Source organism: Stenotrophomonas sp. P2112 (assembly GCF_041897515.1).
GTDB lineage: Bacteria > Pseudomonadota > Gammaproteobacteria > Xanthomonadales > Xanthomonadaceae > Stenotrophomonas > Stenotrophomonas sepilia.
On record NZ_CP169216.1, the window covers coordinates 1,127,262 to 1,149,855 of the forward strand.

The window sequence follows — 22,594 nt, forward strand, 5'->3', positions numbered from 1 at the left end:
GGTAGGCAGCGCGTTCTTCGCGGGAATCACCCTGCATACGTATTCAATGGCGTCTGCAGGGGTGTAATCGCTTTCATGCAGTGCTTCCGGTAGTGCCGGCCGCTGGCAGGTAATCGCGTTCGCCGGGTTGCCGGCCAGCGGCCGGCACTACCCGGGCATTCACAGCGGCGTGAAGCGAATGGCCTGGCCACCGCCTGGTGCCAGCACCAGCGTCAGTGCATCGGCGCTGGTCACTTCGCGGGTTTCACGAACGAACGCGAATGGATTGCTGCGGAAATCCGCGCCCTCGCCATCGCGGTAGATTTCGGCGCGGTAGCGTACGCCAGGTTCCAGGAAGCCCAGTGACACCGGCAGCACGCGGCCGTGCTCGTCGGTGATGCTGCCGAGGAACCAGTCGCGGCTGTTGCGGTCGCGGCGCACGATCGTCGCGTAGTCACCCACTTCGCCATCGAGCACGCGGCTCTGCTCCCAGTCCACCGCCACGTCCTCGATGAAACGGAACGCCTCGCGATGCTGCAGGTAGTGTTCGGGCAGGTCGGCGGCCATCTGGATCGGGCTGTACAGCACCACGTACAGCGCCAGTTGGCGGGCCAACGTACTGGGGATGGCCTGGCCGTGGCGGCCCTTCAGGCTGAGGATGCCGGGGGTGTAATCCATCGGCCCGGCCAGCATGCGGGTGAACACCAGGTTGACCTCGTGCTCCGGCGGGTTCGGTGGCTGGCCCCAGGCGTTGTACTCCATGCCGCGTGCGCCTTCGCGCGAGATCCAGTTGGGATAGGTGCGGCGCAGGCCGGTATCCTTGATCGGCTCATGCGGGTTCACCGACAGATGGCGGCGCGCCGCTTCCTGCACCACCTTCAGATGGTGGCGGGCCATGAACTGCCCGTCGTGCCACTCGCGCCACGGCGGGCCCCCCGTGGGATTGCGGCGGTCGACCTGGCCGTCGTCGCAGACGTAGCCGGTCTTGAACTGGTCCACGCCCAGCCGTGCGTACAGGTCCAGCGCGGCGCCAAGCTGGTCCTCGTAGTGCTCGATGGCGCAGCCGGTTTCATGGTGGCCGATCAGGTGCACACCCTTTTTTAGGCCATACGCCGACAGCGCTTCAATGTCGAAATCGGGCGTGGCGCGGGTGAAATCGAAGTCGTAGCCATTGCCGACCCAGTTGCCGTCCCAGCCCGGATTCCAGCCTTCCACCAGCACGCCGCGGAAGCCGTGTGCAGCGGCGAAATCGATCACCTTCTTCGTCTTGGCGGTGGTGGCCGCGTGCTTCGGCCCGGTCGCCCAGCTCTCGTTGTCCAGGTGCATCGACCACCACACGCCCAGGTACTTGGCTGGCTTCACCCAGCTCACATCGCCCAGCGCGTTGGGTTCGTTGAGGTTGAGGATCAGGTCCGATTCGACCAGGCCGCCGGCACGGTCGGCGATCTGCAGCGTGCGCCACGGCGTGGCGAAGGGCAGGGTGCGGCGCACCTTCCAGCCTTCGGCCGAGGGCGACAGCTCCGCGCGCAGGCGCTGTCCCCCGCTGCGGCGCAGCCACATGCCGGCGTAGTCCACCAGCGCGGCCTCGTGAATGGCCACATGCAGGCCATCGCGGCTGCGCAGGGTCATCGGCGTATGCACCAGCGGTACTTCGTGCAGCGGGGTGCGCTGGTACAGGTACTCGTAGTGGATCGGTTCGCCAGCGGGAATCCACCAGGCGATGGAATCCTGCGCGATGGCGAACTCGGTCAGTTCGTCATCGATGATCGCCTCGTGCAGGTTCGGTTGTTCGGGAAACACGTAGCGGAAGCCGAGGCCATCGTCGTAGACGCGGAACACCACATCCAGCCGGCGCTTGCTGCCGGTGGTTTCGGCCAGCTGCACGGTCAGCTCGTTGTAGTGGTTGCGGGTGAGCCGGCGTTCGCCCCACGGCTGTTCCCAGGTGTCATCCACGCTGTGCCGCTGCTGGCCCAACAGGGTGAAATCGCGGTCCAGGCGACCGTCGCGCAGGGCGAAGCCGAGCTTCGAATCCTCCACCACAGTGTCGCCCAGGCGCTCGACCCGGTAGCGGGCCGTGCCGCCGTCCAGCACCAGGCTGACCTTCAACACCTTGCCCGGAGAGTCGACGCTGACCACCTGCGGCGCGGCCTGCGCCAGCGTGGCTATTCCCAGCAGCGCCAGACCGAACAGATGCGCGAGCGCGGTACGTACAGCAGTGAGTGACATCGGCATTTCCCCTCCCAAGGCGCCGTTGGCAGACCCGGACCATAAGCCAGCGCGGCAGGTGCGCTACCGCGTGACGCCATGAATACGTATGCAACTGGACGCAGCCGACAGCCCCGCGTCTACCATGGGGCCAGGGCACCTTGAGGGAGGGGCCGCGCCCGCCCGCCGGCAACGTCGGTGCGGACCTACAACGCGTGCAGAGAGGGAGGGAGGCCGACGGGCGCAAGCCGGTCCGCCGCTTCGATGCTGAAGATCATTTGCCTGACCGCTGCCCTGGGGGCAGCGCTGGGATCGACCGCGCAGGCGGCCGACCTGCAATTCGATGGCCGCCATGCGCGTGCCGAAGCCGCTGCCAACGGCAGCTTCGTGCTGCATGCGCCGAAGGGCGATGTGCATATCGCGCCGATGCCGATGCGCAGCCAGACCGGCAGCGTGATGTTCGATGCCCTGTTCGCGCTGGCCCAGCAGGAGATGGACCAGGACCGCGTGGACGCGATTCGCGATCCCGCGTTCGACGAAGGCCGACCGGTGCCGTGCGAGTGCTTCCAGACCGGCGCGCGCTGGCCCTATGTGTGGACGCGCGATGTCAGCTTTGCCGCCGATCTGGCGCTCGCACGCCTGGACCCGAAGCGCACCCGGCAGTCGCTGCAGTTCAAACTGTCGGCGGCGCGCGACGGGCACACGCCCGGCCTGTTTGTGGCGCAGGACACCGGTTCCGGTGGCAGCTGGCCGATCAGCAGCGACCGCGTGGTGTGGTTCCTGGCGGCTCGTCAGCTGCTGGAGGATCGCGCATTTGCCGACCAGGTCTGGCAGGCGCTGCAGGGCACGCTGGCGCAGGACCGCGCGATAGTGTTCGACGCGCAGATGGGCCTGTACCGTGGCGAGACTTCGTTCCTGGACTGGCGCGAGCAGACCTATCCGGACTGGACCCGCGAGGACGTGCGCTTCATCGGTGATTCCTATGCACTGTCCACCAACGTGCTGCACTACCAGGCACTGCGCCTGGCCGAACGCCTGGCCGGGCAACACGGCGATGCCCGCGCGGCCGATTACAAGGCCTGGGCCGACGCATTGGCGCAGCAGATCGATGCGCGCTTCTGGCGCGAGGATATCGGCCAGTACATGAGCTACATCGGCGAAGCGGCGCACCCGGTGCCGTACGCCAAGGTCGATCTGCTCGGCCTCTCGCTGGGCATCCTTGCCGAGGTGCTGCCGCCCGAGCGCGCGCGGCGTGCGCTGGCGGCGTATCCGATGGGGCCAGCCGGCAGCCCGGTGGTCTGGCCGCAGGAAGCACAACAGCCGATCTATCACAACCGGGCGATCTGGCCGTTCGTCAGTGCCTACTCGCTGCGTGCGGCGCGGCAGCTGGACGATGCGCCGCGCATCGCCGCCGAGATCCGCTCGCTGATGCAGGGTGCCGCGCTGGCCGGTTCCAACATGGAGAACTACGAGCTGGTCAGCCAGGCCGTGCATGTCGAGGAAGGCGCGCTGAGCGGCCCGGTGGTCAACTCCGAACGCCAGCTGTGGTCGGTGGCCGGGTATCTGTCGATGGTGGTCGAAGGCGTGTTCGGCGTGCAGGACGATGGCCGCGTGCAGCCCAAGCTGCCGGCCGCGCTGGTCCCCGAACTGTTCGGCAAGCAGCGCCGCATCTCCCTGGAGGCCGATGGCAAGCGCTATGTGCTGGAGCGGCCGAAGCAGGTGGGTGATGGCCTGCTGGTGGCGGGCCAGGTAAAGACGCGTGGTGCCACCACCACCGTGCAGCTGGTGGCCACCGCAGCGGCACCGCGCAGCGTGGCGACGACGGCCGACGCCAATGCGCGCGCACCGGTCACGCCGGCCGCACCGCAGGCGCGACGCAAGGGCAGGGGCTGGAACATCGAGGTCGCTGCCGGCCAGGTGCTGTGGCAGGACGGTCGCGCGCTCACCGCCAGCAATGGCCTGGCACGCATCGGTGACGATGGCCTGCAGCATTGCCTGAGCCTGACCCGGCGCGACGGCGCATTGGAATCGCTGCACAGTCCGATGGTCTGCGTCGGTCCGCAGCAGCGACTGAAGGGTGCCGAGCGCTGGCAGTTCACCTCGGCCAAGGCGGGGCAGGTGCGCCTGCGCCTGCAGTACAGCAACGCGAATGGGCCGATCAACACGGGCGTGACCGCCGCTGTGAAGCAGCTGGCGCTGCAGTGCCCTGGCCAGCCGTTGCAGCGGCACGCCGTCACCCTGCCGCACAGCGTGGCCGTGCAGGACTCGACCTCGGCGACGTTCCCGGTGCCGAAGGGCCGATGCACGGTCACGCTTGAAGAGGGCTTCAACATGAGCACACTGCAGCATTTCGCGCACTACACCGGGGGCAAGGGCGGGCGCGACGGCGTGCTCAACCAGGCGCAGGTGCAGGCGCTGACGGTGGCGCCCGTGGCTGTAGAGGACGCACGATGAATCGCCCCGCCAAACCCCAGCTGTCGTTCTGGCAGATCTGGAACATGTGTTTCGGTTTTCTCGGCATCCAGTTCGGCTTCGCCCTGCAGAATGCCAACGCCAGCCGCATTTTCGAGACGCTGGGCGCGGACATCGACGCGGTACCGGGGCTGTGGATCGCCGCGCCGCTGACCGGCCTGCTGGTGCAGCCGGTGATCGGTTACCTGTCCGATCGCACCTGGACGCGCTGGGGGCGGCGCCGTCCGTTCTTCATGATCGGTGCGGTGCTGACCACGCTGGCCCTGCTGGTGATGCCGAATTCACCGACGCTGTGGATCGCGGCCGGCACGCTGTGGGTGCTCGATGCCTCGATCAACGTATCGATGGAGCCGTTCCGAGCCTTCGTCGGCGACCAGCTGGCGCCACGCCAGCGTCCGGCCGGCTATGCGATGCAGAGCTTCTTCATCGGCGTGGGCGCCATCGTCGCCAGCTTCCTGCCGTTCATCCTGGCCCACTTCGGCGTTGCCAATACGGCCGCCGCCGGTGAGGTGCCGGACACCGTGCGCTATGCGTTCTACTTCGGCGCGGCGGTGCTGCTGGCGGCGATCACCTGGACGGTGGTCAGCACCCGCGAATATTCACCAGCAGAACTGGCTGCCTTCGATGATGCCGAGCCGCCGGCGCATCATGCGGGAGCGGTGATCAACGGCCCGGCGCCATGGACGCGGGTGGCCCTGTGGCTAGGGCTGGGTGTGCTGTTGGCGCTGCTGATCACCTGGCGGCAAGGCGACAGGATGCTGTACGTGCTGGCAGGCCTGTGCGCCGGCTACGGCCTGCTGCTGGCGGCCGCGCGCGCGTTGCCGGCCACGCATATGCTGGCCGCCATCGTCGGCGACCTGCGCGCGATGCCGGTGACCATGCGCCGCCTGGCGTGGGTGCAGTTCTTCTCATGGTTCGCGCTTTTCGCCATGTGGATCTACACCACTGCTGCGGTGGCCGGTACCCACTTCGGTTCGACCGATCCACAGTCGGCGGCCTACAACGAAGGTGCCAACTGGGTGGGCGTGCTGTTTGGCGCCTACAACGGCTTCGCCGCGCTGGCCGCGGTGCTCATTCCGCCGATGGTGCGTGCGATCGGCCTGCGTTGGAGCCACCTGGTCAACCTGTGGCTGGGCGCTGCCGGCCTGGTCTCGCTGATGTTCATCCGCGACCCGCACTGGCTGCTGCTGTCGATGGTAGGTGTGGGCTTTGCCTGGGCATCGATCCTGTCGTTGCCGTATGCACTGCTGTCCGACAGCGTGCCGGCGTCGAAGATGGGCGTGTACATGGGCATCTTCAATTTCTTCATCGTGATCCCGCAGCTGGTCGCGGCCAGTGCGCTCGGCTTTGCCCTGCGCGCATGGCTGGGTGGCCAGCCGATGCATGTGCTGGTGTTGGGCGGCTGCAGCCTGTTCATCGCCGGCCTGTGCGTGCTGCGGGTTCCGTCCCGTCCGGAGGTGGTGTGATGCGTGGTGTCCTGGCTGTTGCCGTTTCCCTTGCCCTGTTCGCCGGCCAGGCCGTGGCCACGCCGCGCCCGGACTACGTCGGCACCACCGAACCGTTCGCCAGCGATGCGGTGTACTTCGTGGTCACTGACCGCTTCGTCAACGGTGATCCATCCAACGATCATCGCGACCAGGGTGGCGCGCACCGCACCTTCGACATCCCGGTGCCATGCCCGGACAAGGTGGATGGCAACATCGGCTACCTCGGCGGCGACTTCCGTGGCGTGCTCGACAATGCGCAGTACATCCGCAACCTGGGTTTCGGCGCGGTGTGGATCACGCCGATCGTCGACAACCCTGACCAAGCTTTCACCGGCAGCAAGCCGATCAGCTGCACCAGCACGCTGACCGACCGCGGCAAGACCGGCTACCACGGCTACTGGGGCATCAACTTCTACAGACTCGATGAGCACCTGCCCAGCAGGGACCTGGACTTCGCCGGACTGACCAGGGGCCTGCACGGTGCCGGCTTGAAGGTGGTGCTGGACATCGTCGGCAACCACGGTTCGCCGGCCTGGACCATGCCGATACGGCAACCGCAGTTCGGCCAGATCTTCGACAAGGACGGAACGCTGATTGCCGACCACCAGAACCTGCCACCGCAGAAGCTGGACCCGAAGCACAACCCGCTGCACGCGTTCTACAACAACATCGGCCCGGTCGACAGCAAGGACGGCTCGATCTTCGACGGCAACCTCGCCGAACTGTCCGACTTCAACCAGGACAATCCGGCGGTGATGGACTATCTGGTCGGCGCTTACCTGCAGTGGACCGCGCAGGGCGTGGACGCGCTGCGCATCGATACCATCGGCTGGCTGCCGCACCCGTGGTGGCATGAATTCGTCAAGCGCATCCGCGCCGAGCACCCGGGCATGTTCATGTTCGGCGAAGCCTTCGACTACAACGCGGCGACCATTGCCGAGCACACCTGGCCGGCCAACGCCAATGTCAGCGTGCTCGACTTCCCGTTGCGCGGTGCTCTGGAGCAGACCTTCGGCACCGCCGGCAAGGGCTTTGAGACGCTGGCCGAGCCGCTGCACCTGAGCGGTGGCCCGTATGCCAATCCGTACGAGCTGATGAGCTTCTACGACAACCACGACATGCCGCGCCTGCAGGCCAGCGACAATGGCTTCATCGACGCGCACAACTGGCTGTTCACCGCGCGCGGCATTCCGGTGGTCTATTACGGCTCGGAGACCGGCTTCATGCGTGGCCGCGCCGAGCACGCAGGCAACCGTGCCTACTTCGGCCAGCCGCGTGTGGACGCTGCGCCGCAGAGCCCGATCTTCGCGCCGCTGCAGCGTATCGCCAAACTGCGTGAAGCGACCCCGGCACTGCAGCGTGGCTTGCAGGTGAACGAGCGGCTGCAGGGCGATGAGGCCGTGTTCTTCCGCGTGCTGCAGCACGGTGACGTGACGCAGACCGCGCTGGTGCTGCTGAACAAGGGTGATGCGGCGCGCACCTTCGAGGTGGACCGCTACCTGCAGGCTGGCACGTGGCGTGATGCGCTGGATGGCGGCACGGTGAAGGTCGAGCAGCAGCTGAAGACTGACGTGCCGGCGCATGGGGTAAAGGTCTATGTGCTGGACGCCACCGTGCAGCAGCCGGCACTGCAGGCCGAACTGGACAAGGCGATGGCCGACCAGAAGGCGCGGGACCAGCGCCTGGGGCGGTAGTGCCGGTCGCTGGCCGGCAACTCATGAATCCATGGTCCCTTCAGGTGCCGGCCAGCGGCCGGCACTACCGGGGGGACCACATCCGGCACAATAGGCACCCCTCACGCCCTGCCGTACCGCCATGACCGACCTCGTCCCGCAGACCCCGATCGAAACCCTGCTGAAGGCGGCGATGGACGGGGCGGTGCCGATCCGCGCCTTCATGGAAGCCTTCGTCGCCTCCGAGGTGGTGCTGCAGACCGGCAGCCTGGTGACCCCCGATGGCAGCGGTTTCGACCCGCTGCTGTTCGACAAGCAGGGCACGCTGCACGTGGCCGTGTTCACCGATCCATCGCGGGTGGGCATCTACAGCCAGCAGGCCGAACACCAGATCCGCTGGCTGATGCTGGACGTGCTGCGCCGCGTGCCGGGTGGCTACGGCGTGGTGATCAATCCGGGCACCCCGCTGGGCTTCGAGATCTCGCCCAGCGGCATCGGCGAGATCCTGAAGGACTTCGCCCAGGGCTGATTGTCCTGTACAGCCGAGCCCATGCTCGGCTGCCGTTCGCGCAATGCCCGCTCAGTCGTGCAAGGCTCGACGCTACAGAAGGCTTCCCTTCGAACGCCGTCCGTGATCCCCTTGGGCGACATCGGGATCGAGGCTTGGTCATGGAGTTCAGGGTATTGCCTGCAGACGCAGCGGAACGACAGCAATTGGCGCAGTGGTACCACGCGCAATGGGGCCGGGACGCCGGCCTGACGCTGGAACAGGAACTGCAACGGCTCGACCCGCCGCAGGATGCTGAAGGTTTCCCGCACCTGATCGCCGCTTTCGAAGATGGGCAGGTGGTCGGTGCAGTCCAGCTCAAGCGCCGCGAGATGCAGGCCTTTCCACAGTACGAGTACTGGTTGGGCAGCGTATTCGTGGCCGACAGCCATCGCGGCCGCGGATTGGCCAGTGGTCTGGTCGAACAGGCTGCGGCACAGGCCGCGCGGATGGGCGTTTCCGACCTGTACCTGCAGACCGAGGCCCTGGATGGTGGTCTGTATGCGCGGCTGGGCTGGAAGCCGGTGCAGGAAGCCGACAACCGCAGCTATCGCGTGCTGGTGATGGTGCGCAGGTTGGCCGCATGAGCGCATCCACGGTACGCCATTCCCGCTCGGCCCTGATCTTCCTGATCGTGGCCATCGTTGCGGCGCTGGTGGCCATGCCCCTGCTGCGCGCGGTAGGCATGGTGCAGTGGCCGGTGTTTGTCATCGCCTGGCTGATCAACCTGGGCGCGGCTTGGCATCTGGCCCAGTGGGCGCGCCAGCAGGGGCGCTCGGGCTGGGCGTTCGGGGTACCGGCAGCGCTAGGTACGGTCGCCTCGATCGTGGTCTATGTGCTGTTGGCGTTGCTGGGGCCGAAGTCCCCGGTGCGCTGAACCTTCGCCGGCTGTCCTGGACAAGGTGCCGAGCAGGGCTCGGCACCACAGCAAGGCCGAGCCAAGCCCGCACGCGTTGCGTGGAGCGCCGGCGCACAGGCCGGCGCCCCCTCCCTCACATCGTCACCTTGCGCCGGTTGTCATCGCTCACCCGGTCGATCAGCTTGTTGTAGGGATCGAAGCCCGCTTCATCCGGCTTCCCGTGCACCGTCACCGTGATCTTCGGCTCGGCGCTGGTGATGTGGTGGCGCTGCAGGTACAGCACCTTCTGGTCGCGCTCCTTGCCCGACGGGCCGTTGGCGAACACGCCGATCTCGACCCAGTCATCCATCTTCGCGTCGCTCTCCTTGCCCTTGCCATCGGCGTACTGCTTGGCGGCGTGCAGGTCCAGGGTCACGTCGTAGCGCCCGTCATCGCGCTTGCGGGCGCTGGCGGCCATCACCCGGTTGTCGTAGAAGCTGATCTTCTCGAACAGATCGGTGACCAGCTGCTGGCGGTCAGCCGGGGTCTCGGCGCGGATGTAGCCCAGCAGCTCGCGTGAGGTGGTGTACGGCGGCTGCTGGTAGCCCTTGTCCTGCAGGAAGCGCTTCAACGCCCGGTTCAGGGCCTGCTCGCCGATTTCCTCGCGCAGCCGATAGAACACCAGCGAACCCTTCTGGTAGTGGATGTACTGCTGGTTCTCCACGCGCTCCAGCGGCTGTTCCTCGATGGCCTCGCCGCCGCGGCCGGACAGATAACCGTCCAGCTCGCGCTTGAGGAACTGGCGCATATGCTGGCGGCCGTACTCCTGCTCCATCACCATCAGCGCCGAGTACTGCGACAACGATTCGGACAGCACCGTTGCGCCCTGCACGTTGGCACCAATCACCTGGTGCGCCCACCACTGGTGTGCGATCTCGTGCGCGGTCACGTAGAACACGTAGTCCACCTTGTCCGGGTCACGCAGGTCAGCGATGAAACCGATGGCCTCGGAGTAGGGGATGGTGTTGGCGAACGACTGCGCGAAGCGGGCATAGCCCGGGAACTCGATGATGCGTACCTGGCGGTGCTGGTACGGCGTGAAGTTCGCCTCGTAGTAGGCCAGTGATTTCTGCACCGCCTCGATCATCCGGTCCACGTTGTAGCCGTGCGCCGGGTCGAAGTAGACCTCGATCGGGATGTCCTTGTACTTCGCCTTGCGCACCTCCCAGCGTGCCGACAGATACGCGTAGAAGTTCAGCATGGGCCGGTCCATGGCATAGCTGAAGCAGCGCCGGCCATTCACCGTGGTCTCGTGCCGCAGGTAGCCCGGCGCCAGCGCGACCTGGTCCGGCGCGGTGCACACCGTGGTGCGGAAATCGAGCCAGTCGGCATCATTGGAGATATAGGTGTTGGCCCGCGCTGCCTCGTCTTCCAGCCTGGGCATGCGCCGCGGTTCACCGAGATCGCGCTTGCGGCGTTCGTTGCGGTCGCTGATCTCGGCGCCCTCGTTATAGCCGAAGGACGGCAGTACGCGGCTGTTGAAGAAGGTGCCGTTGTCGACGATGTTGCTCGGTGCCTGGCCAGCGGTGATGCCGTTGGGCTTCTGCACCACCCGGAAATGCACGCTGCGGGTTTCACCGGGTTGCAGCGGCCTGTCCAGCCGGTAGATGCGGTAGCCGAGATCCTTGTCGTGGAAGGTCAACTTCTGCCCGCCGAGGTCGGCGGCCAGCAGCTGCTTGTCGTCGCCCATTGAGACATGCAGGTCCTGGATGGGCTGCGCGTGCAGGTTGCGGATGGTCCAGTTCGCATCGATCACCATTGACTGCGATTCCGGGAACAGGTCCACGCGGTTGTCCACGGCGACAATGCGCGGCTGCGGCAGGTTGCGGTACTTCGACAGCTCGCGCTCGTAGCGGGCCTGCAGGTCCAGCTGCTGGTCGGGCGGGATGAACTCGTTGCGGATGTTGGTGCTCCAGTACAGCCAGCCGCCCACGCCGACGAACGCCACTGCTGCCAGCGCCGCAAAGGCGCCGGTAGGGCCGCGCAGGCGACGGCCAGCCAGCGCCAGGCGCTGGCGCAGGCCCTGGCTGACACCGCGTACCCAGAAGGCTGACGCCAGACACATCAGCGTCAGCAGGAACAGCGCCCAGTAGCCCTGGAAGGCCAGCTGCCCCGGCAGGAAGTGGCCGTAGCCGTTCATGTCCGAATAGGGCGCGTTGGGCCAGCTGCCGAAGTTGTACAGGTGCTGCGTGTAGTCGAGCAGGCCGAGCACGCCCTGGCCGATCATCACCACGATCAGCAGCGCGTAACCGACGAACTTGTTGTTGGTGAGTACCTGCAGCACCAGCGCCAGGCCCCCCATCAGGATGTAGACCACCGAATCCAGCGCCAGGCTGCGCAGGTACAGCAGCGGCTCCAGATGGGTGTAGCCCTTGGCCAGCTGCACGCCCATCGCGGCCAGCGCACCGGCGGCCTGGAAGCAGACGATCACCGCCAGCAGCGCAGTGAACTTGGCCAGCAGTGGCACCCAGTTCGGCACCGGCATGGCATCGGTCACTTCGTTGATACGCGCGCTGCGTTCCTTCCAGACCAGTTCACCGGCGAAGAACAGCACGATGATCACCAGCAGCCAGCTGAAGGCGCCCTGCAGGGCCATGATCATCTGCGAGGTGACCGGCCAGATCGAGGTGCCGTACAGGGTCTGCCGGAACAGCGCGCTGGGCAGGAAGTTGGCCAGGCCCAGCACCAGCAGCACGATGAACGGCACGCTGCGCAGCACGCCGCGTGTATCGAAGCGCACCTGGCGCAGGAACTGCCGCCACGCCGTGGTGGCGGTGAACGCCGGCACCACGCGCGGCAGTGCTGCGCGGGTGGGGCGGACACTGGCGGCATCGGCAACCGGTTGCGCCTGCCTGCGGCCCCAGCGCCGACGACCACTGCCGCTGCGTTCGGTACGGAACAGCGCGAAGGTGGCGGCGAACAGCGCGGCAGCCACACCCAACCACAGAGCACGGTTGGCCAGCAGGTAACCGGCCAGCTCGGGAATCCCGTTGTTGCGTTCGGCGGTGGACCAGTAGCGGATCGTGCGGCCGAGGGCGCGCATGCCCAGCGGTTCGCTCAGCACCGCGATCCACGTATTGTCGATGTCACGCAGCAGGGCCGCGCTGGCACCGTACAGCACCAGGTAGGCCACCAGGCCGATGTAGACCCACAGGATCGAGCGGGTCAGTGCCGCCAGCAGCGACAGCAGTGCGGTGGTGAACAACAGGTTCGGAATGACGATGACCGCGAACGTCCACGCATAGCCCTGCCAGCTGATCGGGCCCATGCGCTCGGGATCGACCCACGGCATGAACGGTGCCAGCCACAGCCCGAACGCGATCACCACGTAAACCAGCAGCCCGGCGGCGAGGGCAGCGGCGATGCGCCCCGCCAGGTAGTCGCGGCGTTTCACCGGGCTGGCGAAGATCAGTTCGGCGGTGCCCAGTTCGAAGTCACGCAGCAGCGCATTGCTGACGAACAGTGCAGTGACCAGCATGCCGAGCAGGGTGAAGATGCCCAGCATCTGCGCGATCACGGTGGGCGCGTTGCTGTGCACGTTGCCGCTACCGCCACCGATCTGCACCGCATCGCTGGAGGCGGCGGCGAAGGCGAGCAGGGCGAACAGCCCGGCCAGCAGCCACAGCAGCGGGGAGCGCAGCTGCTCGCGCAGCTCGAAACGGAAGAGATCGAGGATCATGGTGTGCTCCGCTCAGGCTGCCGCGCGGGCACGGGCCTGCAGGCGCAGGCGCTGGAAGTACACGTCCTCAAGGTCGGGAGCCACGGCCGCGAAGCCATCGCCGGGGTCGTTGGCGCTGTGCACGTGGATCACTGGGCGGCCCCCGACCAGGCGGGTCGAGAGCACCACGTAGCGTGCTTCATGGTCGGCCAGTTCCGAAGGATCGACCTGCTTGCGCCAGACCTGCTGCTGCAGGGCATCGATGGCATCGGCCGGTCGCCCGGTCAGCAGCACCTGGCCCTTGTTCATGATCGCCATCGTCGGGCACAGGTCGGTCACGTCCTCGACGATGTGGGTGGACAGGATCACCGCCACGTTCTCGCCAATCGCCGCCAGCAGGTTGAGGAAGCGGTTGCGTTCCTCCGGATCGAGGCCGGCGGTGGGTTCGTCGACGATTACCAAGCGTGGGTCACCCAACAGCGCCTGAGCGATGCCGAAGCGCTGGCGCATGCCGCCGGAGTAGGTGCCCAGCTTGCGCTTGCGCGCGTCCCAGAGGTTCACCTGCTGCAGCAGTCCATCGACCACCTCGCGACGCTGGGCGCGCTGGGTCAGGCCCTTGAGCACCGCGAAATGTTCCAGCAGGTCCAGCGCGCTGACTTTCGGGTACACGCCGAAATCCTGCGGCAGGTAGCCCAGCCGGCGGCGCACCGCCTCCTTGTCGCGCAGTACGTCGATCGGCGCCTCGCCCGGAATGCTGAGCGTCGCCGTGCCGCTGTCGGCCTCCTGCAGGGTGGACAGCGTGCGCATCAGCGACGACTTGCCAGCGCCGTTCGGGCCGAGCAGGCCGAACATGCCGCGCGGGATGTCCAGGGTGACGTTGTTGAGGGCATGCACGCCGTTGGCGTACGTCTTGGACAGCGAATCGATCTTCAGCACTTGGCAGCTCCAGGAGAAGAGGCGGACCGAGGTGGAATCGACCGGGCGACCTGAAATCGGGTTGCCGGCCTTGAAGGCTGAAACTCTGGGACGTGCAGCTGCAACGTCCTATAGGACATGTCCCAGAGATCACCGATCTTCGCGGATGTCCTGCAGGCGCAGGGCTGCAACACCGGATCGCATGCGATGGGCTCCCGTTCGACCACCAGCTGGCAGTTCAGGAGGGGTGCCACCGATATGCCACACGTGCGTCGTGTTTATCGCTTACGAGCAGGCAGGCGTCATCCGCCGTTGGTCATGGGGGGAGAATCCCGCCATCGTGCGTTGGCCGGAGCGCCGGCCCAGCGGCGCCTACCCGCGCAGGGATGATTCGCGCACGACCAGCTTCACCGGGATGCTCTGGCTGTCCACCGGCTGCCGGCCGATCAGCGTCAGCAGGCGCTCCACCAGCAGCTGCCCGGCCTGCTTGGTGTCCTGCTGCACCGTGGTCAGCGCCGGGGACACCGAGGCGGCCAGCGGGATATCGTCGAAGCCGGTCACCGCCACGTCCTGCGGCACCCGCAGTCCGGCCTCGCGCAGGGCGCGCATCGCACCGATGGCGATCAGGTCGCTGGCGGCGCAGATCGCGTCGATCGGCTCGCCGCGCGCCAGCAGCGCCTGGCAGGCCTCCTGGCCGGAGGCCTCGGTGGTGATCGCATCGTGCTGCAGCGCCGGTTCGGCGGCCAGGCCGTGGTCCTGCAGCGCCGCGACATGGCCGCGGTAGCGCTCCTGGAATTCGGGGTAATGGCTGGAGGCATGGCCGAGGAAAGCGATGCGTTGGCAGCCCTGCAGCAACAGGTGGGTGGTGATGTCATGCCCGCCCTGGAAGTTGTCGCTGCCGATCGAGACACCGGGCTGGCCGGGCAGGGCGGCGCCCCAGCGCACGAAGTGCGTGCCCTGTTCAACCAGCCGCTGCAGGCGGTCGCGCGATTCGTGGTAGTCGCCGTAGCCGAGCAGGATGATGCCGTCGGCCTTGTTGCTGTCTTCGTAATCGGCCTGCCAGTCGGTGGACAGCTGCTGGAACGACACCAGCAGGTCCTGCCCGTGCAGGGCGCAGGCGCGGGTGATCGAGCCCAGCATCGAATGGAAGAACGGGTTGATCAGCGAATCGTCGTTGGTCGGGTCCTCGAAGAACAGCAGGGCCAGCGTGCCGGCATTGCGCAGGCGCAGGCTGGAGGCGTTCTTGTCGACCTTGTAGTTCAGCTCGCGGGCGATGCGCAGGATGCGCTCGCGGGTCTCGGCGTTGACCATCGGGCTGCCGCGCAGGGCCCGCGACACGGTCGGCTGGGAGACCCCGGCCAGGTGGGCGATGTCGAGGGAGGTGGCTTTGCCTTTGATCGTCATGGGCGGGCGGAGCGGGCAGGTGGAAGGTGCCCGGGCATGATGCCATGCGCAGACGCGAATGCCTCTCTGGACGTCGGTCGGGGCGAAGGTAAGTCATTGCCGGACAAGGAAATCAGCCTGATCCTTCGGTGCGGTCGGGGTCTCCTGACCGGGCGGACGGCGGCGGCAATGGTAAGATGCGTCGTTCTCGCATTCCCCCAAATTTCACCAGGGGCGGCCCAGCGTACTGCACCCCGCCCGGGGCTGTGCTATCACTGGCGGTCTGCCCCTGGACAACGGACGAAGGTACCTATGGCGCGCGGCATCAACAAAGTCATCCTGGTCGGCAATCTCGGCAACGACCCGGACGTGAAGTACACCCAGGGCGGCATGGCGATCACCCGCATCAGCCTGGCCACCACCAGCGTCCGCAAGGACAAGGACGGCAACCAGCAGGAGCGCACCGAATGGCATCGTGTGGTGTTCTTCGGCAAGCTCGGCGAGATCGCCGGCGAATACCTGCGCAAGGGCAGCTCGGTCTACGTCGAAGGCAGCCTGCGTTACGACAAGTACACCGGCCAGGACGGCGTGGAGAAGTACTCCACCGATATCATCGCCGATGAAATGCAGATGCTGGGCGGCCGCGGTGAAGGCGGCGGCGGTGGTGGCGGCAACTACGGCGGCGATCGTCCGCAGCGCCAGCAGGCGCCGCGCCAGGAGTACGGCGGCGGTGGCGGTGGCCAGCGTGGTGGCCAGGGCGGGGGCTATGGCAACCAGGGCGGCAACCAGGGTGGCGGTTACGGCAACCAGGGTGGCAACCAGCGCCCGCAGCCGCAGCAGGCGCCGCCGATGGACGACTTTGCTGACGACGATATTCCGTTCTGATCGACCGCTTGCGCGCAGCAGAAAAGAAAGCCCCGCTCATGCGGGGCTTTTCTTTGTCCGCGATTCCTGCGGAGTTGTGCCCCGCAGCATTGAATTTTCGTGCACCGCAACTTGCAAGCATGCAATTTCCTCCCCTATGGTGCAATCGATTGCATTGCTGTGAATCGTTGCGTTTGATACCGGTTGGGAGGCCGGCAGGTGGATGTCCATCCATTCGATCAGACCGGCTCCGGCGACGGGCCTCACGCGGCGTGATGCGTTGCGCATGGCGGTTGCTGGAGGCGTAGCCCTGGGTACTGCGGGAGCGTTGCCTGCATTCGCCGCCACCGCAGCGCTCAAGGGCAACCTGAAGCACTCCGTCGCCCGTTGGACCTTCCCGCAGCTGTCGGTTGCCCAGCTCTGCGCGACGGTGAAGGACATCGGTTTCGCCGCGATCGACCTGGTCGGTCCCGAACACTGGCCCACGCTGAAGGCCCACGGCGTCTACAGCTCGATGTGCAACGGCGCGGAGCTGGGCCTGACCAAGGGTTTCGCCGGCCGCGAGTTCCACGACCAGCTGGTGGAGCGCTACACGCGGCATATCGACCTGGTCGCCGATGCCGGCTACCGCAACCTCATCTGTTTCTCCGGCAACCGCAATGGCATGGACCCCCACGACGGCATGGCCAATGCCGAGGCCGGCCTCAAGCGCGTCCTCGGGCATGCCGAGAAGCGCGGCGTCGTGCTGGTGATGGAACTGCTCAACTCCAGGGTCGACCATCGCGACTACCTGTGCGACCACTCCGCATGGGGCGTGGAGCTGTGCCAGCGGCTCGGCTCGGACAATTTCGGCCTGCTCTACGACATCTACCACATGCAGATCATGGAGGGCGACATCATCGCCACCATCGGAAAACACCATGCCTGTTTCAAGCACTACCACACCGCAGGCGTGCCCGGCCGGAACGAGATCGGAGACCAGCAGGAGCTCAACTATCCGGCCATCTGCCGCGCGATCCGCGACACCGGTTTCAAGGGGTATCTGGCGCAGGAGTTCATGCCTGCCGCGCCCGATCCCGTTGCTTCATTGCGCGAGGCGATCCGCCTCTGCGACGTCTGAAACGATATCCACCCAGGTGAGAGACCCATGGCAGATAATCACTACGACGCCATTGTTGTTGGCTCGGGAATCAGTGGCGGCTGGGCAGCGAAGGAGCTGACCGAGAAGGGCCTGAAGGTCCTGATGCTGGAACGCGGGCGCAACATCGAGCACGTCAAGGACTACGTCAATGCGATGAAGGAAGCGTGGGACTTCCCGCATCGCAACCGGCCGACGCAGGCGATGAAGGCCGCTTTTCCGGTGCTGATGCGCGACTACGGCCTCGCCGAGAACCTGGAAGGAATGTGGGCCAACGAGCAGGACTCACCCTACATCGAAACCAAGCGTTTCGACTGGTTCCGCGGCTACCACGTCGGTGGCCGTTCGCTGTTGTGGGGCCGTCAGAGCTACCGCTTCTCCGACCTGGATTTCGAGGCGAACCTCAAGGAGGGCATCGCCACCGATTGGCCGATCCGCTATGCCGACATCGCGCCGTGGTACGACCATGTGGAAAAGTTCGCCGGCATCGCCGGCACGCGCGAGGGACTGGACGTGCTGCCGGATGGTGAGTTCCTGCCGCCTATCCCGTTGAACATCGTCGAGAAGGACGTGGCCGCGCGGATCAAGAAGGCCTTTGGCGGCACGCGGCACATGATCCACTCGCGCACGGCCAACATCACCCAGCCGATGCCCGAGCAGGGGCGCGTGAACTGCCAGTATCGCAACAAGTGCATTCTGGGCTGTCCCTTCGGAGCCTACTTCTCGACCCAGGCGGCGACGCTGCCAGCGGCGATGAAGACCGGCAACCTGACCCTGCGGCCGTTCTCGATCGTCAAGGAAGTGCTCTACGACAAGGATCGCAAGCGCGCGCGTGGCGTGGAGGTGATCGACGCCGAGACCGGGCAGACCTACCAGTACACGGCCAAGGTCATCTTCCTCAACGCATCGTCCTTCAACTCGACCTGGCTGCTGATGAATTCGGCGACCGACGTCTGGGACGGCGGGCTGGGCTCTTCGTCGGGCGAGCTGGGGCACAACGTGATGGACCATCATTTCGGTGCGGGTGCCTCGGGCCGGGTCGAGGGCTACGAAGACAAGTACTACTTCGGCCGCCGTCCGTGCGGCTTCTACATTCCGCGGTTCCGCAATGTCGCCGCCGACAAGCGTGGCTACCTGCGCGGATTCGGCTACCAGGGCGGTGCCAGCCGCACCGGCTGGTCGCGCGAGATCGCCGAGCTGAACATCGGTGCCGACCTGAAGGAAGCGCTGACCGTGCCGGGTGACTGGCGCATCGGCATGACCGGGTTCGGTGAGATGCTGCCGCACCACGACAACACGATCCGCCTGGACCGCGAGCGCAAGGACAAGTGGGGGCTGCCGGTGCTGGCGATGGACGTGTCCATGCGCGCCAACGAACTGGCGATGCGCAAGGACATGGCCGCCGATGCCGCCGAGATGCTGGAGGCGGCCGGGGTCAAGGACGTGAAGATGCACGACAACGACTACGCTCCGGGCAAGGGCATCCATGAGATGGGGACTGCGCGTATGGGACGGGACCGGAAGAGCTCGGTATTGAACGCGCACAACCAGGTGTGGGATGCGCCCAATGTGTACGTCACCGACGGTGCCTGCATGACCTCCAGCGCCTGCGTGAATCCGTCGCTGACCTACATGGCGCTGACCGCGCGCGCGGCCGACCACGCGGTACGCGAACTGAAAGCGGGGAACCTGTGATGGATCGCCGCGAACTGCTGAAGATGATCGTCGCCGCCACCGGTGCGGCCATGGTCGGCCTGCCTGCGCTGGTGCAGGGCAAAGCGCCAGCGGCCGGGGCGATGGCCGCGTTCTCCGATGCCGAAATCAGCACGCTGGACGAGATCGCCGAGACCATCCTACCGCGGACCCGGACACCCGGGGCGAAGGACGCGGGCGCCGGTGCGTTCATGGCGACGTTCGTCAGCGACTGCTACACCGCCAGGCAGCAGGCGGTGTTCCGCGCCGGGCTGGCGGACATCGACAAGCGCGCCGGTGGCCGCTTCGTGTCGCTCACGCCGGAGGCGCGCACCGGGTTGCTGCGTACACTGGATGCCGAAGCCAAGGCGCGCAACGCAGACGTGACCGAGACCGGAACGCCCGAAGAGGGCGAAGCCATGCCGCATTACTTCACGATGATCAAGCAGCTGGCCATCTTCGGCTTCTTCACCTCCAAGGTCGGTGCGACCGGGGTGCTGCAGTACGTCGCCGTGCCGGGGCGCTACGACGGTGACCTCGCCTATGTCCCCGGCACACCTGCCTGGGGGACCAGCTGATGGACACCAACCTGATGATCCGCCCTGCGTTGATCACCGCCGGCCTGCTGGCCGCTGCATCTGCGTTCGCACAGGATAATGCCGACGCTGTGCGTGACCCGAAGAAGACCGAAGTGTGGACCCCTGTGCCCGCGACCGTGGCAACGCCACCTGGCAAGGCACCGTCCGATGCGATCGTGCTGTTCGATGGCAAGGATGTCTCCGCGTGGGAGGCGGAGCAGGGTGGCCGCGTGCCCTGGAAGGTTGCCGGAGGCGCCATGACGGTTGTTCCGGGCAGCAAGGGCATCCGCACCCGGCAACGCTTCTGCGATGTCCAGCTGCATGTCGAGTGGCGAACGCCCACCGAAACGAAGGGCTTCGACGGCCAGAACCGGGGCAACAGCGGGATCTTCCTGCAGGAACTGTATGAACTGCAGGTGCTCGACAGTTACCACAACCCGACCTATGCCAATGGCCAGGCGGGTTCCATCTACAAGCAGGCCATGCCACGGGTGAACGCCTCGCGCGCACCGGGCCAGTGGCAGGTCTACGACATCATCTGGAAGGCCCCGCGCTTCTCGCCGGGCGGCGGCCTGACGTCGCCCGCACGGATCACCGTGCTGCACAACGGCGTGCTGGTACAGGACGACACCGTGCTGGCGGGCAGGACCGAATACATCGGTGCGCCTTCGTACGCACCGCATGGGTGCGCGCCGCTGTATCTGCAGGAACATGACTCCAAGGTCAGCTACCGCAACATCTGGGTGCGCGAGCTGTAGCGCTCACCGGCTACTTCGCCAGGTAGCTGGCGATGTCATCGATCTCCTGCTGTGACAGCTGCGGGAAGGGTGGCATCAGGCCGCCGCCCTTCCTGATCCTGTCCTTGACCTGGGCGGGCTGCAGCCGCTTGCCGACATCGGTGAGCGCCGGGAACGTCGGTGGTACACCGGTGCGTTCAGCACCGTGGCAGGCAGTGCAGTGCTGGGCGTAGAGTTTCGCACCCGCGGCCGGGTCGTCCTTGGCCCACGCTGCCGTCGCAACGTTCATGCCGCCCAGAGCCACGGCCACTGCCAGGATCATTTTCATGTGGGGCTCCTTGATGCGTCAGCGGTCGGCGCGGGTGGGCGGGTTGGTAGTCAGGTGTTCACGCAGGTAGTCCGCGCCGGCCTGGATGACCTTGGCGGGGTCGCGTGGCTGGTCGTGTTCGACGATGTACCACTGCACGCCAGCGTTGGCGGCGGCTGGCAGGATCGCGTTCCAGTCCAGCACGCCCTGGCCGACCGCAGCGAATCCACCTTCGTCTTCGGCCTGGCCCTTGGGCGCATTGTCCTTGGCGTGTACCGCAAATACGTGGCCGCGGAACTTGCCAAGCATCACGGCCGGGTCCAGGCCCGCGCGCGCGACCCAGGCCAGGTCCAGTTCGGTCTGCAGCTCGGGGCCGGCGGCGTCGAACAGCAGCTCCAGTCCGGTTCTGCCATTGAAGTCGACCAGCTCGAAGTCGTGGTTGTGGTAGGCCAGCTGCATCCCCCTGCCGCGCACCTGCCTGGCAATCCGGCCCAGCTCCCGTCCCAATGCGGTCCAGCCGGCGGCATCGCGCGGGCGGTCCTTCTGGTCCAGGTAGGGCACCACCAGCGTGCTGTTGCCAATCGAGCGGTTGAAGGCCACCACGGCATCCAGGTTGTCGCGCAGCTCGGGCAGCTGAACGTGCGACGAAACCGCTTTGATCGAGTAACGGTCCAGCAACTGTTTCAGTTCCGCAGCGCTTGCATTCTGCGTACCGACGGTTTCCACCGCACGCACGCCCGCGTCGTGGACGATCTTCAGCTGTTGGTCAAGCGGGCCGGCGTTGCGCAGCGTGTACATCTGCACGGCGATGGGCTTCTGCGCACCGGCTGTGTTCCCTGCGAAGGCGGGCAGGACTGCGAGCAGCAGCAGGACGAGGGTTGCAGTTCTACGGACAGGGATGTTCATCAACAGATCCTCCCGGGATTCAACCGATGGTGGTCCAGGTGCGTGACCTGGCCGATGCAATGACACGATCAACGATCCGCGCCGAGCGCAGGCCGTCTTCGAAGGTGGGCAGGCCCTGCGGCCGCTCGCCTTCAATGGCGCGATAGGTGTCGGCCACGAACGCTTCGAAGCACTGCCCGTAGCCCTGCGCGTGCCCCGCTGGCAGCGGCGACAACCGGCGTTGTTCGGCGCTGCCGGCGCCCGGGCCGCGCACGAAGATTTCCTCGCGCTGTTCGGGCAGGCCGATCCACAGCCGCTCGGCATCCTCCTGGTTGAACGCCACGCTGGCGTTGGCGCCGTCGATCTCGAACCAGAGCCGGTTGTGGCGTCCGGCCGAGACCTGGCTGACCGTCAATGACGCCAGCGTGCCCGCGCCGGTCCTGAACATCGCTGCGGCCACGTCCTCGCTCTCGACCGCTTGCTTTGCGCCGTCTGTCGCCGGCGTGCTGAAGCTCTGGGAGGTGGCTGCGCTGCGTTCGGCGATCACCGTGGCAAACGCCGCGTTCACTTCGGCGAAGCACTCGCCGCTGACCCATTCAACCAGGTCGCACCAATGCGACCCGATGTCAGCGAACACGCGCGATGTACCACCCAGTGCCGGGTCAACCCGCCAGTTGTTGCTGGCCGGGTCCAGCAGCCAGTCCTGCAGGTAGCTGCCATGGATCAGGTGCAGTGGCCCCAGATCGCCCTGCGCGATGCGTGCACGTGCCTCGCGGACCACCGGGTGGTAGCGGTAGACGAAGGGGACGGTGGCGATCAATCCGGTCGAGGCGGCCAGCGCCGCCAGCGCCTGCGCATCGTCCAGCGTCGTCGCCAACGGTTTCTCGCAGATCACGTGCTTGCCGGCTTCCAGTGCGGCCTGCGCCATCGTGCGGTGCAGATGATTGGGCGTGCAGATGTGCACGACCTGTACCTGGGGATCAGCGACGACGTCCTCGATATCGCGATAGGCGCGCGGGACATTCCACGCGTGCGCCACCTCGCGCGCGCGCTGCGGCGACGAGGCGGCCACGCCGCGCACCTCGGCGCCAGCCAGCAGTGCCGCGCGGCGATGCACCGCACCGATCATGCCGGTACCAATGATGGCGATTCCAAGCGGGGGCATCGGCTGGTCTC

18 protein-coding genes are annotated in these 22,594 nt (G+C 66.5%); 11 read left to right on the forward strand and 7 right to left on the reverse strand.

Annotated elements, in window-relative coordinates:
- Positions 1 to 159: 159 nt before the first annotated feature.
- The gene (locus tag ACEPA4_RS05300) at positions 160 to 2,211 is read right to left on the reverse strand and encodes a glycoside hydrolase family 97 protein (RefSeq protein WP_262090037.1); all 2,052 of its coding nucleotides are present in this window, start codon (positions 2,209 to 2,211) and stop codon (positions 160 to 162) included.
- A 237-nt stretch (positions 2,212 to 2,448) separates the two neighbouring features.
- On the opposite strand from ACEPA4_RS05300, the gene ACEPA4_RS05305 reads away from it, so the two are divergent.
- The 6 genes from ACEPA4_RS05305 (at position 2,449) to ACEPA4_RS05330 (ending at position 9,240) form a co-directional block, all read left to right on the forward strand.
- A complete protein-coding gene (locus tag ACEPA4_RS05305; RefSeq protein ID WP_262090036.1) occupies positions 2,449 to 4,638 on the forward strand; it encodes a Six-hairpin glycosidase-like protein in 2,190 nt (729 codons plus the stop codon).
- Positions 4,635 to 6,122, forward strand: a complete 1,488-nt coding sequence (locus tag ACEPA4_RS05310) for an MFS transporter (RefSeq protein ID WP_065185857.1) — start codon at positions 4,635 to 4,637, stop codon at positions 6,120 to 6,122. Before ACEPA4_RS05305 ends, ACEPA4_RS05310 begins: the two co-directional genes overlap by 4 nt.
- The gene (locus tag ACEPA4_RS05315; RefSeq protein ID WP_065177908.1) at positions 6,122 to 7,837 is read left to right on the forward strand and encodes an alpha-amylase family glycosyl hydrolase; all 1,716 of its coding nucleotides are present in this window, start codon (positions 6,122 to 6,124) and stop codon (positions 7,835 to 7,837) included. The genes ACEPA4_RS05310 and ACEPA4_RS05315 overlap by 1 nt, the downstream gene beginning before the upstream one ends.
- Before the next feature lie 121 nt (positions 7,838 to 7,958).
- Entirely contained in the window at positions 7,959 to 8,345 is a 387-nt protein-coding gene (locus ACEPA4_RS05320) for an SseB family protein (protein WP_005415624.1), read from the forward strand.
- A gap of 140 nt (positions 8,346 to 8,485) precedes the next feature.
- Positions 8,486 to 8,950, forward strand: a complete 465-nt coding sequence (locus ACEPA4_RS05325) for a GNAT family N-acetyltransferase (RefSeq protein ID WP_032954000.1) — start codon at positions 8,486 to 8,488, stop codon at positions 8,948 to 8,950.
- Positions 8,947 to 9,240, forward strand: a complete 294-nt coding sequence (locus ACEPA4_RS05330) for a hypothetical protein (RefSeq protein WP_065177907.1) — start codon at positions 8,947 to 8,949, stop codon at positions 9,238 to 9,240. Before ACEPA4_RS05325 ends, ACEPA4_RS05330 begins: the two co-directional genes overlap by 4 nt.
- A 115-nt stretch (positions 9,241 to 9,355) precedes the next feature.
- Here the strand turns inward: ACEPA4_RS05330 and ACEPA4_RS05335 are convergent, their stop codons facing one another.
- The 3 genes from ACEPA4_RS05335 to ACEPA4_RS05345 form a co-directional block, all read right to left on the reverse strand.
- Positions 9,356 to 12,940 (reverse strand): ABC transporter permease subunit, encoded by a 3,585-nt coding sequence (locus tag ACEPA4_RS05335; RefSeq protein WP_262090033.1) that lies wholly within the window; start codon positions 12,938 to 12,940, stop codon positions 9,356 to 9,358.
- Between the two features lie 12 nt (positions 12,941 to 12,952).
- A complete protein-coding gene (locus tag ACEPA4_RS05340) occupies positions 12,953 to 13,855 on the reverse strand; it encodes an ABC transporter ATP-binding protein (RefSeq protein ID WP_065177906.1) in 903 nt (300 codons plus the stop codon).
- A gap of 351 nt (positions 13,856 to 14,206) precedes the next feature.
- A complete protein-coding gene (locus ACEPA4_RS05345) occupies positions 14,207 to 15,238 on the reverse strand; it encodes a LacI family DNA-binding transcriptional regulator (RefSeq protein ID WP_005415628.1) in 1,032 nt (343 codons plus the stop codon).
- 291 nt (positions 15,239 to 15,529) lie between these two features.
- Here ACEPA4_RS05345 and ACEPA4_RS05350 point away from each other — a divergent pair, with 291 nt between their 5' ends.
- The 5 genes from ACEPA4_RS05350 (at position 15,530) to ACEPA4_RS05370 (ending at position 20,247) form a co-directional block, all read left to right on the forward strand.
- Positions 15,530 to 16,102 carry a single-stranded DNA-binding protein gene (locus tag ACEPA4_RS05350; protein WP_043034165.1) on the forward strand — a complete coding sequence of 191 codons (573 nt, stop codon included), beginning with the start codon at positions 15,530 to 15,532 and terminating at the stop codon, positions 16,100 to 16,102.
- Positions 16,103 to 16,304: 202 nt separating this feature from the next.
- Entirely contained in the window at positions 16,305 to 17,201 is an 897-nt protein-coding gene (locus ACEPA4_RS05355; protein WP_164092701.1) for a hydroxypyruvate isomerase family protein, read from the forward strand.
- Between the two features lie 27 nt (positions 17,202 to 17,228).
- Positions 17,229 to 18,914 (forward strand): GMC oxidoreductase, encoded by a 1,686-nt coding sequence (locus ACEPA4_RS05360; protein WP_164092700.1) that lies wholly within the window; start codon positions 17,229 to 17,231, stop codon positions 18,912 to 18,914.
- Positions 18,914 to 19,489, forward strand: a complete 576-nt coding sequence (locus ACEPA4_RS05365) for a gluconate 2-dehydrogenase subunit 3 family protein (protein ID WP_164092699.1) — start codon at positions 18,914 to 18,916, stop codon at positions 19,487 to 19,489. The genes ACEPA4_RS05360 and ACEPA4_RS05365 overlap by 1 nt, the downstream gene beginning before the upstream one ends.
- Positions 19,489 to 20,247 carry a DUF1080 domain-containing protein gene (locus ACEPA4_RS05370; RefSeq protein ID WP_065186013.1) on the forward strand — a complete coding sequence of 253 codons (759 nt, stop codon included), beginning with the start codon at positions 19,489 to 19,491 and terminating at the stop codon, positions 20,245 to 20,247. The genes ACEPA4_RS05365 and ACEPA4_RS05370 overlap by 1 nt, the downstream gene beginning before the upstream one ends.
- 10 nt (positions 20,248 to 20,257) lie before the next feature.
- Here the strand turns inward: ACEPA4_RS05370 and ACEPA4_RS05375 are convergent, their stop codons facing one another.
- Genes ACEPA4_RS05375 through ACEPA4_RS05385 form a run of 3 tightly spaced genes read right to left on the reverse strand, consistent with a single transcriptional unit; the run spans position 20,258 to position 22,583 of the window.
- A complete protein-coding gene (locus ACEPA4_RS05375; protein ID WP_005415640.1) occupies positions 20,258 to 20,554 on the reverse strand; it encodes a cytochrome c in 297 nt (98 codons plus the stop codon).
- An 18-nt stretch (positions 20,555 to 20,572) separates the two neighbouring features.
- Entirely contained in the window at positions 20,573 to 21,439 is an 867-nt protein-coding gene (locus ACEPA4_RS05380; protein WP_164092698.1) for a sugar phosphate isomerase/epimerase, read from the reverse strand.
- 19 nt (positions 21,440 to 21,458) lie between these two features.
- Entirely contained in the window at positions 21,459 to 22,583 is a 1,125-nt protein-coding gene (locus ACEPA4_RS05385; RefSeq protein ID WP_262090028.1) for a Gfo/Idh/MocA family protein, read from the reverse strand.
- Positions 22,584 to 22,594 lie beyond the last annotated feature (11 nt).